Origin of the sequence: Streptomyces aculeolatus, from assembly GCF_020400605.1 — a bacterium.
Classification (GTDB): Bacteria; Actinomycetota; Actinomycetes; order Streptomycetales; family Streptomycetaceae; genus Streptomyces; species Streptomyces aculeolatus.
On sequence record NZ_JAINRD010000030.1, the window covers coordinates 83,202 to 98,161 of the forward strand.

Annotated in this window: 12 protein-coding genes; 1 reads left to right on the plus strand and 11 read right to left on the minus strand. The window is 75.9% G+C overall.

All coding sequences use genetic code 11. The annotated features are described in order from the left end of the window. Nucleotides 1-19 precede the first annotated feature (19 nt). From LG396_RS34645 to LG396_RS34695, 11 genes are all read right to left on the minus strand, one after another. On the minus strand, nt 20-1,126 hold the full coding sequence (locus tag LG396_RS34645; protein ID WP_225797766.1) for an HpcH/HpaI aldolase/citrate lyase family protein: 1,107 nt from the start codon (nt 1,124-1,126) through the stop codon (nt 20-22). Then, entirely contained in the window at nt 1,123-2,367 is a 1,245-nt protein-coding gene (locus LG396_RS34650) for a CaiB/BaiF CoA transferase family protein (RefSeq protein ID WP_145901606.1), read from the minus strand. Before LG396_RS34650 ends, LG396_RS34645 begins: the two co-directional genes overlap by 4 nt. Before the next feature lie 85 nt (nt 2,368-2,452). Then, on the minus strand, nt 2,453-3,367 hold the full coding sequence (locus LG396_RS34655; RefSeq protein ID WP_225797767.1) for a ribokinase: 915 nt from the start codon (nt 3,365-3,367) through the stop codon (nt 2,453-2,455). Beyond that, on the minus strand, nt 3,364-4,869 hold the full coding sequence (locus LG396_RS34660; protein ID WP_225797768.1) for an ADP-ribosylglycohydrolase family protein: 1,506 nt from the start codon (nt 4,867-4,869) through the stop codon (nt 3,364-3,366). The genes LG396_RS34655 and LG396_RS34660 overlap by 4 nt, the downstream gene beginning before the upstream one ends. After that, complete coding sequence (locus tag LG396_RS34665; RefSeq protein ID WP_225797769.1) at nt 4,866-6,062, minus strand: ADP-ribosylglycohydrolase family protein; 1,197 nt, start codon at nt 6,060-6,062, stop codon at nt 4,866-4,868. Before LG396_RS34665 ends, LG396_RS34660 begins: the two co-directional genes overlap by 4 nt. Further along, entirely contained in the window at nt 6,059-7,462 is a 1,404-nt protein-coding gene (locus LG396_RS34670; protein ID WP_225797770.1) for an ADP-ribosylglycohydrolase family protein, read from the minus strand. Before LG396_RS34670 ends, LG396_RS34665 begins: the two co-directional genes overlap by 4 nt. Beyond that, the gene (locus LG396_RS34675; RefSeq protein WP_225797771.1) at nt 7,459-8,604 is read right to left on the minus strand and encodes an ADP-ribosylglycohydrolase family protein; all 1,146 of its coding nucleotides are present in this window, start codon (nt 8,602-8,604) and stop codon (nt 7,459-7,461) included. The genes LG396_RS34670 and LG396_RS34675 overlap by 4 nt, the downstream gene beginning before the upstream one ends. A 97-nt stretch (nt 8,605-8,701) precedes the next feature. Further along, entirely contained in the window at nt 8,702-10,054 is a 1,353-nt protein-coding gene (locus LG396_RS34680; RefSeq protein WP_225797772.1) for an ABC transporter substrate-binding protein, read from the minus strand. Next, on the minus strand, nt 10,051-10,905 hold the full coding sequence (locus LG396_RS34685; RefSeq protein WP_037744577.1) for a carbohydrate ABC transporter permease: 855 nt from the start codon (nt 10,903-10,905) through the stop codon (nt 10,051-10,053). The genes LG396_RS34680 and LG396_RS34685 overlap by 4 nt, the downstream gene beginning before the upstream one ends. Beyond that, on the minus strand, nt 10,905-11,861 hold the full coding sequence (locus tag LG396_RS34690; protein ID WP_018835442.1) for a carbohydrate ABC transporter permease: 957 nt from the start codon (nt 11,859-11,861) through the stop codon (nt 10,905-10,907). The genes LG396_RS34685 and LG396_RS34690 overlap by 1 nt, the downstream gene beginning before the upstream one ends. After that, nucleotides 11,858-12,922 carry a LacI family DNA-binding transcriptional regulator gene (locus tag LG396_RS34695; protein WP_018842542.1) on the minus strand — a complete coding sequence of 355 codons (1,065 nt, stop codon included), beginning with the start codon at nt 12,920-12,922 and terminating at the stop codon, nt 11,858-11,860. Before LG396_RS34695 ends, LG396_RS34690 begins: the two co-directional genes overlap by 4 nt. A 377-nt stretch (nt 12,923-13,299) precedes the next feature. Between LG396_RS34695 and LG396_RS34700 the strand changes: the two genes are divergently transcribed. Continuing rightward, entirely contained in the window at nt 13,300-14,865 is a 1,566-nt protein-coding gene (locus LG396_RS34700) for an aminotransferase class V-fold PLP-dependent enzyme (RefSeq protein ID WP_027767442.1), read from the plus strand. Nucleotides 14,866-14,960: the final 95 nt, after the last annotated feature.

Genomic DNA, 14,960 nt, shown 5'->3' on the forward strand with positions numbered 1-14,960 from the left:
CGGCCGGGGCGGTGGCGTGTCAGGCGGTGCCGCGGCGGGCCAGGCGCAGGGTGCGGTGGGCCTCGGCCACCACCGCTGCGTCCACGAAGCGGCCGTCCGGCAGGGCCAGCGCGCCGCCGTCCGCCGCCGCGGCGGCGACGACCTCCTCGGCCCGTTCCGCCTCCTGCCGGGTGGGCAGGAACGCGCGCTCGATCACCGGCAGTTGCCGGGGGTGGATCGCCGTACGGCCCAGGAAGCCCAGGGCGCGGCCGGCGGCGCAGGAGCGGGCCAGGCCGTCGAGGTCGGCGACGTCCGGGTACACCGACTGCGCGGGCGGCGCGAGGCCCGCGGCGCGGGCGGCGACGACGGCGCGGCTGCGCGGCCACGCCAGCCCCGCATCGTCGGCGACGCCCAACTCGGCCCGCAGGTCCGCCTCGCCGAGCGCGATGCCGCGGACGGCGGGGTGCGCGGCGGCGATCTCGTAGGCGCGCTCGATGCCGAGGGCGGACTCCAGGAGCGGGTAGAGCGGCGGTACGCCGCCGGTGGCGGAGTGGCCCAGCGGCGGGGCGGGTCCGTCGTCCGCGGCGGCGGGAGCACGGGCGTCGGCGGAGCCGGGACACGGGCCCGCCGAGCCGGGTGCGCCGTCCGGTCCCGCGGCGCCGGGGCCGGGTGCGCCGTGGCGCGTACGGTCCCCGGGCGCCGGTACGGGCGCGGGGGCGCCGGCCCGGGCCGCCAGGGCGGCCGTCGCCACCCGCAGCACCTCCTCCCGGCCGCCGGTCTTCGGCAGCCGGAGCCCGGCCAGGCCCGGCAGCGGTGCCAGCGTGCGCAGTTCACCGGCCGCCAGCGGCCCTGCGAGCGCGTTGACGCGCACGTGCACCGGCACCGGGCCGGGGCGCGGCTCGGCCAGCAGCTCCGCGGTGGCGGCCAGCGCGTACGCCTTGCGCTCCGGCGCCACCGCGTCCTCCAGGTCGACCAGCACCACGTCGGCGCCGCTGCGCAGCGCCTTGGCCACCACCGCCGGCCGGTCCCCGGGCACGTACAGCCAGGTGAGATACGTGTCCTGCCCGGCCGCGGCACCGGCGCCCGCCGCGGCCCCGGAGCCGCCCGCCGCCTCCGCCGCGACCGGGGACGGCTGCGGGGCGTTCACACCGCCCCCGCGTCGCGCAGCCCGGCTATCTCCGCCCCGGTCAACCCCAGTCCGGCCAGCACCGCGTCGGTGTCCGCGCCGTGCGGCCGGCCCGCCCAGCGGATCGCGCCCGGGGTCTCCGAGAGCCGGAAGAGCACGTTCTGCATCTTCACCGTGCCCAGTTCCTCGTCCTCGACCTCGGTGATCGTGCCGAGCGCCCGGTACTGCTCGTCGGCCATCACGTCCCGGACGTCGTACACCGGCGCCACCGCCGCCTGCGCCTCGTCGAACGCCGCCACGACGGTCGCCGCGTCGTGCCGCGCGATCCACCCGCCGACCGCCTCGTCCAGCTCGTCGGCGTGGCGTGCCCGGCCCGCGCCGGTGCCGAACCACGGCTCGTCGACCAGCTCGGGCCGCCCCACGAGCCGCATCACGCGCTCGGCGACGGACTGCGCGGAGGTCGAGACGGCGAGCCAGCGGCCGTCCGCGGTGCGGTAGGTGTTGCGCGGCGCGTTGTTGGTGGAGCGGTTGCCGGTACGCGGCTGGACGTAGCCGAGCTGGTCGTACCAGAGGAGCTGCGGGCCGAGCACGGCCAGCATCGGCTCGATGATCGCCATGTCGACCACCTGGCCGCGCCCGGTGCGCTCCCGGCCGGCGAGCGCGGTCATCACGGCGTACGCGGTCGAGAGCGCGGCGACGGAGTCGGCGAGGCCGAACGGCGGCAGCGTCGGCGGCCCGTCCGGCTCGCCGGTGACCGCGGCGAAGCCGCTCATCGCCTCGGCGAGGGTGCCGAACCCGGGGCGGCGGGCGTAGGGGCCGAACTGGCCGAAGCCGGTGACCCGGGCGAGCACCAGCCGGGGATTGACCGCGGACAGCTCCGCCCAGCCGAGGCCCCACTTCTCCAGCGTGCCGGGGCGGAAGTTCTCGACCACCACGTCGGATCGGGCGGCCAGCCGCAGCAGCACGTCGCGCCCGCCGGGGGTGGACAGGTCGAGGGTGAGGTTCTTCTTGTTGCGGCCGAGCAGCTTCCACCACAGGCCGACGCCGTCCTTCGCGGGGCCGTGGCCGCGGGAGGGGTCGGGCTTGGCGGGGTGCTCGACCTTGACGACCTCGGCGCCGAAGTCGCCGAGCATGGTCGCGGCCAGCGGGCCGGCGAAGAGCGTCGCGAGGTCCAGGACGCGCAGTCCGGCGAGCGGGGCCTCGGGGGGTACGGAGGCGTCGGAAGCGGCGGCGCCGGGTGCGGAGGCGGGGGTGTCGGTCATGGTGTCGCGCCTTCCTCGGTGGTGCGTTGCGGTGCCGTGCGCGGGCCGTACGCCCGTGGCCCCGCGGGGTCTTGCGGCGGTGCGGTCACGGGCCCTCGGCCGCCAGCCGGTCGATCTCCGCGCGCGCCGGCATGGACGACGACGCGCCGGGCCGCTGGACGGCGAGCGCGGCGGCGGCCGCCGCCCACGCCATCGCCGCCGGCATCGGCCGGCCCTCGGCGTACGCCACGCACAGCGCGCCGACGTAGGTGTCGCCCGCGGCGGTGGTGTCGACGGCCCGGACCCCGAGGGCCGGCACGGCGACCGGCTCGCGGTCGCGGGCCGCGTACAGGCTGCCCGCGCCGCCGAGGGTGACGACGACCTCCGGCACCCGCTCCAGCAGGGCCGCCGCGGCCTCGTGCGGGTCGGCTCGGCCGGTGAGGGCGGCGGCCTCGTGCTCGTTGGGGACGAGCAGGTCGGTGGCGGCGAGCAGCCGGTCGGGCAGCGGGCGGGCGGGCGCCGGGGTGAGCACGGTGCGTACGCCCCCGCGGCGGGCCGACTCGGCGGCGGCCACGACGCCGTCCATCGGCAGCTCCAGTTGGAGCAGGAGCGTGCCGGCGGCGGCGATGCGGTCCGCGTCGCCGCCGGCCAGCGAGGTGACGGTGCCGTTGGCGCCGGGGACGACGACGATGGAGTTGGCGCCGTCGTCGTCGACGACGATGTGCGCGGTGCCGCTGGCGCCCGCGGCGGTGCGCAGCCCGGCGGTGTCCACGCCGGCGCCGTCGAGCGCGGCGCGCAGTTCGCCGCCGAAGGCGTCGGCGCCGACCGCGCCGATCATCGCCACCGCCCCGCCGGCGCGGGCGGCGGCGACGGCCTGGTTGGCGCCCTTGCCGCCGGGCACGGTGCGGAACTCCCGGCCGGAGACGGTCTCGCCGCGGCCGGGGGCGGTGGCGGCGTACGCCACGAGGTCCATGTTGACGCTGCCGAAGACGGCGATCGGCGGGTGGGGGGTGGTCGTCATGCGGGGGGCCTCCGGGGCTCGTGCGGTGGTGCGGCGCCGGCGTGGGCCCTGGCGTAGGCGGCGGTTCCGCGGGCGGGGGCCGGCAGCGCGTGTGCGGCGGTGCGGGCGGCGAGTTCGTCGAAGCCGATGCCGTCCATGCCGCCCACGGTGGTCGCCAGCCGGTTGCGCAGCGGCGCGGTCCACCGCCGGGGCAGCGCCTCCGGCGAGCCGGCGAGCAGCCCGGCGACGGACCCGGCGGTGGCGCCGTTGGAGTCGGTGTCCCAGCCGCCGGACACGACGCGGCAGATCGCGCCGGTGAAGTCGCCGCCGGAGTGGGTGAGCGCGGCGGCGAGCAGCGCGGCGTTGGGGACGACGTGCACCCAGTGCCGCCCCTCGTGCGCCGCGTGCAGTTCGTCGACGACGGTCGCGAAGCCCTCCCGGGTGCCGGTGGGTTCGCTGCGGGCCAGTTCCATGCCGTGCCGCAGGGCGCGCGCCAGCCGGGAGCGGGGCGGCACCACGGCCAGGCCGGCGCGCAGCGCCTCGTGCACCCCGGCGCCGCCGCCGGCCGCGGCGGCGAGGACGGCGGCGGTGAACATGGCGCCGTAGACGCCGTTGGCGGTGTGGGTCAGGACCGCGTCGCGGTGCGCCGCGGCGGCGGCCCCGGCCGGGTCGCCGGGGTGCGTCCAGCCGTGGACGTCGGCGCGGATCTGGGCGCCGATCCACTCGCGGAACGGGTTGCGGTACGCGCCGGTGTGCGGAGGCTCCACGCCGTCGAGCAGGTTGCGGTACGCGACCCGCTCGGCGGTGAACGTACGGCCCGCGGGCAGTTCGTCGAGCCAGAGCTGCCCGACGTCGGCGGTGGTGAAGGCGTGGCCGTGGCGGTCGAGGAGGAGCAGGGCGAGGAGCGGGTAGTTGAGGTCGTCGTCCTCGGGCGCGCCGTCGATGTTCTCGGCCAGGGAGGTGGCGGCGCTGCGGCGGTTCCAGGGGTGCGCGGCGGCGACCGCTGGGGCGAGCCCGGCGGCGGTGAACCAGGTGTGCAGCGGCCAGTTGCCGGTGGAGCGCGCGATGGCCCGGATGCCCTCCAGGGTCACCTTCTCCACGGGCTTGCCCAGGACGCAGCCGGCGGCGCGCCCGAGCCACGCCGCGTGCAGGCGGCGGCGCAGCCGGTCCGCGTCCCCGGCCTCAGGGGCCGGGGCCCGTACGGGCTCGGGCCAGCGCGGGCAGGCCGCCCGGATCTCGGCCAGGTCGGTCGGCTCGATCGCGGCCAGCGGGCTCTCCAGCGCGGCGAGTTCGTCGAGCAGTTCAACGGCGAGGGCCCGCAGCCGCGGCTTCGGCGGGCCGGGTGACGCGCCCGCGCGGTCCGGCGCCGCGTGGCCGCCCGCGGCGAACCAGCGGCGGTGCAGCGGCCCCGCGGCGCGGCCGTCCTCGGCCGCCTGCCGCAGCTCGTGGCCGACGAGGTCTTCCGGCTGCACCCAGGTCAGCCGCAGCGGCGTACCGTGCGCACCGGCCGGCGCCGCCGTCACGACGCCTCCGCCAGCGCGCCGAACGCGGCCTCGTGGGCGCGGCGCCGCGCCACGTCCCGCCGGAACACCTCGCGCGCGACCTCGGTCAGCGTGGCGGCGGGGGCGAGCAGGTCCAGCCGGCTGGCGCTCGCGACCTCCCCGGCCCACTCCCCCGGCACCGCCGCGGCGCCGCCCAGGGCGCCGACGATGGCGCCGCTCATGGTGGCGATCGAGTCGCAGTCGCGGCCGTAGTTGACCGCGCCGAGGACCGTGTGGCGGTAGTCGCCGCGGCCGACGAGCAGCATGCCCAGGGCCACCGGCAGCTCTTCTATGGCGTGCAACCGCGAGGGCCGGCGGGCGCCGAGCGAGGGGTTGCGGTAGTCGGGGCCGACGGTGTCGTACGGCTCGACCGCCGCGCGCAGCGGCGCCAGCGCCTCCTCGAAGTCCGTGCAGCCGGCGGCCGCTTCGCAGACGGCCTCGACGGCCGCGCGGGTGCCGTCCTTCGCCACCGCGAGCGCCGCCTCGACCACCGACTCCGGTGTGGCGCCGGGGGCGAAGGCCGCCGCGACGCAGGCGGCGAAGACGCCGGCGGCCTCGCGCCCGTACGACGACTGGTGCGCGCCGGCGACGTCCAGCGCCTCGGCGTAGGCCGCCTCGGGGTTGCCGGCGTTGACGGCGCCGACGGGCGCCATGTACATCGCGGCGCCGCAGTTGACGATGTTGCCGACGCCCGCCTCGCGCGGGTCGACGTGGCCGTAGTGCAGCCGGGCGACGATCCACTTCTCGGCGAGGAAGATCCGCTGCAGCGGCAGCGCCTCGGCCTCCAGCTCGGGGATCCAGCGCGGCGTGCCCATCAGGTCGGGCACCAGGTGGGCGGCGACGGCGTAGGAGTCGAGGTGGTCGCGGACCCGGTCGTAGACGCGGATGAGGGCGTGGGTCATGAGGGTGTCGTCGGTGACGTGCCCGTCGCCCTTGTGGTACGGGGCGATGGGCCGGGCGGTGCGCCACTCGCCGCGGTGGAACGGCTCGACGATGCCGCGCACCCGGCCGCCGTAGCGCTCGGCGATGGCCTCGGGCGTCCAGCCCTCGACGGGCCCGCCCAGCGCGTCGCCGACGGCGGCGCCGACGAGGCATCCTGCGGTGCGGTCGGCGAGCCCGGGGCCGGCCGGTGCGGTGGCGTCGCCGGGGGCGGCGGAAGCGGTCGTGGGGGTCATGAGGCGAGGGGTCCTTCCGCGGGGGTGCTGAACTGCTTGTCGGCCAGTTGCCGGGCGACGTCGACGAGGTCGGCGCCGGCGAGCTGGGGAAGGGCGCAGCCGGAGAGGATCCGGCAGGCGTCCCGCCAGGTGGCGGGGAGCCCGGCGGCGCCGCCCAGCGCCCCGGTCAGCGCGCCGGCCAGGGCGGGTGCGGAGTCGGCGACGCGCGACAGGCACGCCGCGGCGGGCACGGCCTCGGAGATCGCGCCGGCCGCGGCGGTGGCGACGGCGAGTGCGACGGGCACGGTCTCGGCGGCGGCGATGCCGTAGCTGTAGACGTGGTCGACGATCTCGTGCTCCAGCACGGGCACGAGCGCGAAGGCGTTGCCCGGCAGCCCCGGGCGGGTGGCCACCGCGGTGCGGCCGAGCTGCACGGCGCGCTCGGCGTTGCGCAGGATCTCGGTGCCCTGCGGGAGCTGGGCGAGGGCGGCGTCGACGCAGGCGTCGACGGGCCGGCCGCCGAGCGCCGCGGCGATCGCGGCGGCGGTGGCGCGGGCGCCGTGCACGCCGTCGCCGTCCTGGGTGTAGCGGGCGTCGAACTCGGCGAGGTCGGCTGCCCGTTCCGGGTCGCCCGGGTGGACGGCGGCTAGCACCGCGGCCCGCACGCACGCGGCGTCGTCGAAGTAGTGCGGGTTGTCGTGGCCGGTGGCGGGCGGACGCAGGCCGGCGGCGAGGTTGCCGAGCCCGGCCCGTACGGAGATGCGGGCGCGCAGCGGGATGTCGGCCGACTCGATCTCGTCCGCGCGCTCGGCGGCGACGGCGACCTCGTCGGCGAGCGCGCTCCAGGCGAGGGTGAGCGCGGAGCGGACGCGCCGGTCGGAGGTGAGGTCGGTGTGCAGTCCGCTGCCGGCGGAGAGCACGGCGTACGCGGTGAACGCGGCCCACTCCGCGTCGTCGGACGGGCCCAGGCGCAGCGGCTCCGGCGGCTGGTTGAGCGCGATGGGCACCGGCAGGGTGGTGGTGGCGTTCTGCTCGGCGAAGGTGTCCAGCTCGCGGGTGAGCCGGCGGGTCCACTCCGGCATCCGGGCGGCGCGGTGCCGGCCGGCGGGCCAGCCGGCGGCGTCGCCCGCGGCGATGCCGAGGAGCAGCCCCTCCACGCGCCGCAGGTCGCCGCCCGCCTCGGTGAAGCCGGCGGTGCCGGCGGGGCGGCCGGCGGCGGACGGCGCGCTCTGCGGTACGGGCCGCTCCTCGCGCGGGGCGGCGGTGACGGTGCGCTCCGCGCCGTCGGCGGGGCTCGCGGGGGCACCCGCGGACGGGCTCGTACGGGCCGCGCCCCCGGCGGCGCCTTCCGGCGCGCCCGGCGCCCCGCGCGCCGGGCCTGGCTCGGGGGCGCGGCGGGACCTGGGCAGCGGTGCGCTCATGAGGCGACCTCCTCGTCTGCGGGGGCGAGCCGGTCCGCGATGTCGAGCACGTGGTGGCCCGCCATCGACGGCAGGCACGTGCCCCGTACGGGCTGGATGGCCGCGGCCCAGCCGGCGGGGATGGCGGACTCGCCGCGCAGCGCACCGGCCAGGGCGCCGGCGACGGCGGCGGTGGTGTCGGCGTCGCGGCCCATGTTGACGGCGGTGAGGACGGAGTCCGCGAAGTCGCCGCGCGCGGCGGCGAAGGCGCCGAGCGCGAGCCCGACGGCCTCGGGCGCCAGGTCGGACCACGGGTAGCCGCCGATGACGACCGAGGAGCGGACGGCGCGCTCGACGCTCAGCGGCGTGGCGCCGGGGGCGCGGCGCGCGCGGCGCCCGGCGGAGACCGCGCGCTGCAGGGAGCGCGAGGTCCAGGAGTCCTCGGGGATGACGGACAGCGCGGCCTGCACGACGACGTCCGGGGAGTCGCCGGCCATCGCGGCGGCCACCCCGGCGGCGACGGCCTGGCCGCCGTAGATGCCCTCGCCCTCGTGGCTGACGGTGCCGTCGACGGCGACGAGCCGGGCGGCCTCGGCCGGGCGGCCGGCGGCGAAGACCCCGAACGGCGCGGCGCGCATGGCGAGTCCGTCGCTCCAGGCGTGCCGGTGCTGCGCGGTGATCGGGGCGGCCAGGCCCCGGCGCAGGTTCTCCAGGGTGCCGCGCTCGCTGAACCCGGCGCCGCGGAAGGGGCCTTCGTCGAGGTCGGCGATCCGCTCGTGCCAGGCGGACTCCACGTGCGCGAGGCTCAGGCGCGCGCCGTGCTCGGCGAGCAGCAGCCCGGAGAAGATGGCGTACTCGGTGTCGTCGGTGCCCGCGGGGGCGGCGGCCACGAAGTCCTCGATGCGGCCCCAGCGCTCGCGGATCTGCGAGGGCTTCATGTTCTCCACGGGCGCGCCGAGGGCGTCGCCGACCGCGAGGCCGAGCATGGCGCCGCGGGCCCGGTCGCGGGCGGTCGGGGCGGCCTGCCCGGCCCCGCGGCCCACGGGGCGCAGGCGGACGGGGGCGGTGCGGGCGGGCTCCGTGCGGACGGGGTCGGCGGGGGCGGGTTCCGTGGGGGCGGGGGCCGGCCGGACGGGCGGTCCGGCGCCGGCGGCTGCGCTCATCGTGCGGTGCTCATCGTGCGGTTCGTGCTCTTTCCTCGTGCGCCTGCTCGTGTCCTTCGCATGCCTGCTCGTCGTCTGCTCCCGCCGGCCGCGGCCGTCATCTCTGGTACCGGTCGAGTACGAGATTCCCGTCCTCGACCAGCGACTCGCGCAACTCGTCCAGATCGGTGTCCCCGTTGAAGTACCGCTGGAACGCCGGAGTGGCGATCTTGTCCGACCACTCGCGGTACCCCCGTACCCCGAGCACCGGCGCGGGCCGCAGCGAGCGGGCCACCTCCACGCCCGTACGCCACCCGTACTTCTCGGTGTTCAGCGCCGGATCCTTGAGCGCCTGCGCGCCGGTGGGCAGCATCCAGTCGCCCGCGGCCAGCTCGGCCATGTGCTCCGGCCGGGTCATGAAGGCGATGAAGTCCGCGGCCGCCTGCCGGTGGTCGCTGTCCTCGGCCACCGACAGCGTCTGGGGGCTCACCCCCTGCGCGAGCCCGCCGGCCGGCCCGTCGCCCGCGGGCATCGGCAGCACCGACCACCCGAAGTCGTCGGGCGCCTGCTGGGTGACGAGCTGGCGGTAGGAGAAGTTCAGCGGCACCATCGCGTACCGGCCGGCGAAGAACCCGGGCAGCGTGTCGGAGCCGGACATGCCCAGGCTGCTGCGCGGCGCGGTGCGGTCCTCGTTGACCTGGCGGTCGATGGTCTCGGCGACGGCGGAGTCCTCGGGGCCGTAGCCGACGCGGTTCTTCGGGCCGTCGTCGGTCTGCTCCCGGGAGAACAGCCCGCCGCCGGTGGACAGGGAGAGGTTCACCGACTGGCTGACGGGCTCCTTCATGCCCCAGGCGACGCCGTACTGGTCGGTGCTGCCGTCGCCGTCGGTGTCGGCGGTCAGCTCCTTCGCCGCGTCCTCGAACTCCTGCCAGCTCCACGGGTCGGCAGCGGTCGGCACCCGCACCCCCGACTCCTCCAGCAGCGCGGTGTTGGCGAACATCATCCGCGGCTCCTGGAGGAAGGGGACGCCGTAGATGCCGCCGTTCATGGTGGTGGTCCGCCACGACTGCGCCGGGATGTCCGCGCGCAGCGAGTCGGGCAGCAGGTCGGTGAGGTCGGCGAGGTAGCCGCCGTAGGCGAAGTCGGTGAGGTCGTCGGCGGCGTCGTGGATGATGTCGGGCGCCTCGCCGCCCTCGAAGGAGGTCAGCAGCTGGTCGTGCACGGTGTCCCAGATGCCCTGCACGTAGCGGACCTGAACCTCGGGGTGCTCCTCGTTCCACTCCTCGACGAGCCGCTTGTTGGCCGCGACCGACTCCTCCTGCCAGGCGAGGCTGAGGTAGTCGAGGGTCACGGTGCCGTCGTCGGAGCCGCCGTCGCCGCTGCAGCCGGCCAGCCCGGCCAGCAACGCCAGGCTCAGGGCGGCGGCGCCGGCCCGAGCGGCGGCGCGGCGGATGTGCCGTGCGGGCCTCATCCCTTCACCGCCCCGGCGAGCATCCCGCTGACCAGGCGGCGCTGGAGCAGCGCGAAGAACAGCAGGCTGGGGATGGTGGCGAGGGTCGCGGCCGCGGCGAGCGGGCCGAGGTCCACGACGCCCTCGGCCCCGAGGAACTGGGTGAGGATGACCGACATCGTCTGATTCTCCGGGGACTTGAGCAGCACGAGGGCGAAGAAGAACTCGTTCCAGGCGGTGACGAAGGAGAACATCAGCGTCGCCACCAGTCCGGGGGCGAGCAGCGGGAGCACCACGCTGACGATGGTGCGCAGCCGGCTCGCGCCGTCCACGGCGGCGGCCTCCTCCAGGGAGACGGGCACCGCCTTGACGTAGCCCTGGAGCATCCAGAGCGAGAAGGGCAGGTTCCACACGACGTAGACGAGGATCAGCCCGGGCAGCGAGTCGATCATCCGCGCTTCCTTGAGCAGCATGAAGAGCGGGATGATGATGAGCACGAACGGGAACATCTGGCTGACCAGGATCCAGCCGGTGGCCGCCGTGGTGACCTTCGAGCGGTAGCGGACCATCGCGTACGCGGCGGGCACGGCGATGGCGACGGCGATGAGGGCGGCGCTGCCGGCGACGAGGAGGCTGTTGGCGGCGGACCGCAGCAGCGGCTGGGCGTCGAAGGCGGCGCGGAAGTTCTCCAGGGTGGGGTCCTGGGGGATCCAGGTGGGGTCGATCTTCCCCAGTTCCTGCGGCGACTTGAAGGCCGTGGAGATCAGCCACACCAGCGGGAAGGCGAGGAAGACCAGGTAGGCCAGCAGGGCGAGGTACTGCCCGGTGCGGCCGGCGGCGCGCTTGGTGCGCAGAGCCGTGGGAGCGCTCATCAGCTGGCCTCCTCCTTCAGTCGCTTGCGCAGGAACAGGGTGAGGAAGACGGCGATGACCGCAATCATCGCGAGCCCCATGGCGGCGGCGTAGCCGTACTGGCCGTAGGCGAAGGCCTCTTCGTACGCGAAGAGCATCGGCAGCCGGGTCTCGCCGCCCGGCCCGCCCTGGGTGAGCACGAAGACGAGACTGAACGAGTTGAAGTTCCAGATGAAGTTGAGCGCGGTGATGGCGATGACCACGGGCCTGATCGCGGGCCAGGTGACGCTCGTGAAGCGGCGCCAGACGCCGGCGCCGTCGAGGGCCGCGGCCTCCTTCAGCTCGTACGGGACGTTCTGCAGCCCGGCGAGCAGCACGACCGTGGTCTGCGGCATGCCGGCCCAGACGCCCACCGCGATCACCGCGGGCAGGGCCAGGGAGAGGCTGGTGAGCCAGTCGACGTTCTCGTCGATGAGGTGGAGCCGGCTCAGCGTCTCGTTGAGGATGCCGGCGTCCTGGTGGTAGACGAGCCGCCACATGATGCCGACGACGACCTCGGGCATCGCCCAGGGGACGAGCGCGAGGGTGCGCGCGAACCAGCGGAAGCGAAGGTTCTGGTTGAGCAGCAGGGCCAGGCCCAGCGCGAGCACGAACTGCAGGGCGGTGACGCAGAGGGCCCAGATGAGCCCGATGCGGAACGAGTCCCAGAAGAGGGTGTCGTGCCGCAGGTCGGCGAGGTTCTGCACGCCGATGAACTCGGTGGGTTCCGTGCGGCCGGCCTGCGCGTCGGTGAACGCCAGTGACGCGCCGTACAGCAGTGGGCCGACGCTGAGCACCAGGATGGGTATGAGCGCGGGCAGCAGCAGGAACCACGCGCCGCCGTCGAGGCCGAGTGCGGCCTTGCGGGCGCGTGGTGTGCGTGGTGGCGGGGTGCCGCGGCCGGCGGCCTTCGGTGGGGGTGGTGCGGCAACGCTCATGCGGACTTCGCGCCTTCCTGCTCGTCGGAGCCCGCGGGCGCGGCGCCCGGGGAGGTGGAGCCGCGCACGACGAGCCGCGGCGCGGCGGTCGTGCGGCGGGCGGGGAGGGGCTCGCCGGATCCCGGGGCGAGCCGTTCGAGGAGCATCCGGGCGGCGCGCCGGCCGCGTTCGCCGGCGCCGAGGTCCACGCTGGTCAGCGGCGGCCAGGCGGCGACGGCCAGGTCGCTGTCGTCCATGCCGGCGACGGCGGTGTCCCGGGGTATGCGCCGGCCCGCGGCGTGCAGCGCCTGGACGGCGCCGATGGCGAGCTGGTCGTTGGCGCAGAACACGGCGTCCAGGTCGGGGCGGGCCGCCAGCAGCCGGGCGGTGGCGCGAGCCCCGGCGCCGACGCCGAAGTCGGTGGCGGTGACCAGCTCCGGGTCGTAGGGGATGCCGCAGGCGGCGAGCGCGGCGCGGTAGCCGCGGCCGCGGTTGCCGCCGGGGACGGTGTCGACGGGGCCGTTGACGAAGGCGATACGGCGGCGGCCGCTCTCGACGAGGTGGCGTACGGCCAGTTCGGCACCGGTGACGGAGTCGGCCTGGACGCCGTCGACGGGCACGCCGTCGGGCAGCGAGCCGATGACGACGACGGGGCCGGGGGCGGCGGTCAGCGCCTCGACGTGCGCGGGCGTGATGCGGATGGGCACGAGGACGAGGCCGTCGCTGGTGCGGTCGGCGAGGCTGCGTACGACGCCGAGTTCGTCGGCGACGTCGGCGTCGGTGGAGTGCAGCAGCAAGCGGTAGCCGGCGGCCTTCGCGACGGCCTGGATCTCGCGGACCATGGCGACGTAGACGGGGTTGCCGATGTCCGGTACGGCGAAGGTCAACTGGCGGGTGTGGCCGTCCTTCAGGGAGCGGGCCACGGCGTTGGGCACGTAGCCCAGCTCGCTGGCGGCGCGGCGGACCCGGTCCTCGGTCTCGGGGCGGGCGCCGAGGCCGTTGAGGACGCGGGAGACGGAGGCGATGGACACCCCGGCGCGTTCGGCGATCGACACGATCGTGGGTGGCCCCCCGGAGGACATCGCACTCGCCCCTTCGCGTCGCTGCGTCGTTGCACCACGTGCGCGGCCGGGCCTCAACTGGGCACTCCTGTAAAGGTTTACAGCCGCTGGAAACGTTTACGTATGGTGCTCTCGCGCCACCCGGCCGTCAATGGCCGCACACATGTGATCTGCGTCTCGCCGGACGGGTGCGCGGCAGGCGGTGTGCGGGGCGCCCGCGGGCAGCGGTACCCGAGAAGCCCAAGTCGCGGGCTGACTGGGCAGGATCCGGGTTCCGAATAGCCGCATCGGAAAGAGGGCCTTAACGCCGACTCACGATCTTTCTAACGTCTACGGCACCACAACTTACGAGGTGACAGGGGGCCGGAATGCCTGCTGAGGCACTTTCTCGTCGCACCATGCTCGGAAGAGGCGCGGCGGCCGGGGGAGCACTCGCGCTGGGTCCGCTGCTTGCGGGTGAAGCGTTCGCGGCCACGTCCGGGGCGCCGTCCGCGGCGAACCCGGGCCAGGGCCGTCCCAAGGACATCTACGGCCGCATCGGGGTCCGTCCGCTGATCAACGCGCGGGGAACCTACACCGTGCTCAGCGGCTCGCTGATGCTGCCCGAGGTACGCGACGCGATCGATGCGGCGGCGCGGCAGTACGTACAGCTCGACGAGTTGGCCGACGCCGTCGGCCGCCGCATCGGCGAGCTCACCAAGACGGAGTTCGGGCTGGTCAGCGCCGGGTGTTCGGCGGGTCTGACGCACGCGGCCGCGGCGTGTACCGCCGGCGGCAACCCGGACCTGCACGTCAACATCCCGGACCTGACCGGGTTCCAGAAGACCGAGGCGATCATCCCGCGGCACTCGCGGAACGTCTACGAGGCCGCGATCAGCGCGGTGGGCCTCAAGGTCGTCCAGGTCGAGACGAAGGAGGAACTGGAGGCCGCCATCGGCCCGCAGACCGCGCTGGTCTACATCATGGCCGGGCCGCGCGTGGACGACAGCGAGCTGGACACCGAGACGATCGCGTCGGTGACCAAGCCCGCCGGGGTCCCGCTGCTGGTCGACGCCGCCGCGGAGATCCTCACCATCCCCAACGTGCACATCGAGCGCGGCGCCGACCTCGTCGGCTACAGCGGCGGCAAGTGCATGCGGGGCCCGCAGTCGGCCGGTCTGATCCTGGGCCGCGAGGACCTCGTACGGGCCGCGTGGGTGCACAGCGCCCCGCACCACGGCTACGCGCGCGGCTTCAAGGTCGGCAAGGAAGAGGCCATGGGCATGCTCGCGGCCGTCGAGATGTGGGTCCAGCGCGACCACGACGCCGAGTACGCCGAGTGGACGAACTGGCTCAAGCAGATCTCCCGCCGCGTCTCGTCGGTGAGCGGGGTGACCACCGAGATCACCCAGCCCGTGGGCCTGTCGAACCGGACGCCTTCGCTGCGCATCCTGTGGAGCGCCAAGCGCAAGGAGGTCACCGGCACCACCATCATGAACGCGATGTGGGACGGCGAGCCGCGCATCGCGCTCAACGCCGCCGGCGGCTCCGACCCGGACCAGACCGGCGTCTCCATCACGCCGTACATGATGGAGCCCAAGGACTGGCGGACCATCTCCGACGAGCTCGTCCGGCTGCTGCGCGACCCGCCGCCCGCGCCGGAGTCGCCGAAGCCGCCGGCCGTGGACGTGGCCGGCACCTGGTCCGTGGAGATCAAGTACGCCGCGGGCACGTCGAGCGCGCACAAGCTCGAACTGACCCAGGACGGCGCGAAGGTCGCCGGCACGCACGCCGGCGAGTTCGTCAGCCGGAAGGCGTCCGGCACCGTCAGCGGCACGCAGGTCTCGGTGCGCAGCAGCTACGGCGAGGAGCACGGCGACTCGCTGAGCTACACCTTCACCGGCACCGTCGACGGCGACAGGATCAGCGGCGAACTCGACATGGGCGAGTACCTGAAGGGCTCCTGGACCGCGACCCGGTCCTGACGGCCGGCGCGGGCCGGGCGGCCCCCCCCCCCCCGCCCCCCGCGGCCGCCCCCCCCCCCCGCCGCGGGGGGGCGGGCGCCCCCCCCGGGGGGCGG

Bases quoted from the DNA above. Each gene is read 5' to 3' on its own strand.
- LG396_RS34650 (WP_145901606.1), bottom strand. From the start codon at position 2,367: ATGACCGACACCCCCGCCTCCGCACCCGGCGCCGCCGCTTCCGACGCC.
- LG396_RS34655 (WP_225797767.1), bottom strand. From the start codon at position 3,367: ATGACGACCACCCCCCACCCGCCGATCGCCGTCTTCGGCAGCGTCAAC.
- LG396_RS34665 (WP_225797769.1), bottom strand. From the start codon at position 6,062: ATGACCCCCACGACCGCTTCCGCCGCCCCCGGCGACGCCACCGCACCG.
- LG396_RS34670 (WP_225797770.1), bottom strand. From the start codon at position 7,462: ATGAGCGCACCGCTGCCCAGGTCCCGCCGCGCCCCCGAGCCAGGCCCG.
- LG396_RS34675 (WP_225797771.1), bottom strand. From the start codon at position 8,604: ATGAGCGCAGCCGCCGGCGCCGGACCGCCCGTCCGGCCGGCCCCCGCC.
- LG396_RS34680 (WP_225797772.1), bottom strand. From the start codon at position 10,054: ATGAGGCCCGCACGGCACATCCGCCGCGCCGCCGCTCGGGCCGGCGCC.
- LG396_RS34685 (WP_037744577.1), bottom strand. From the start codon at position 10,905: ATGAGCGCTCCCACGGCTCTGCGCACCAAGCGCGCCGCCGGCCGCACC.
- LG396_RS34690 (WP_018835442.1), bottom strand. From the start codon at position 11,861: ATGAGCGTTGCCGCACCACCCCCACCGAAGGCCGCCGGCCGCGGCACC.
- LG396_RS34695 (WP_018842542.1), bottom strand. From the start codon at position 12,922: ATGTCCTCCGGGGGGCCACCCACGATCGTGTCGATCGCCGAACGCGCC.
- LG396_RS34700 (WP_027767442.1), top strand. From the start codon at position 13,300: ATGCTCGGAAGAGGCGCGGCGGCCGGGGGAGCACTCGCGCTGGGTCCG.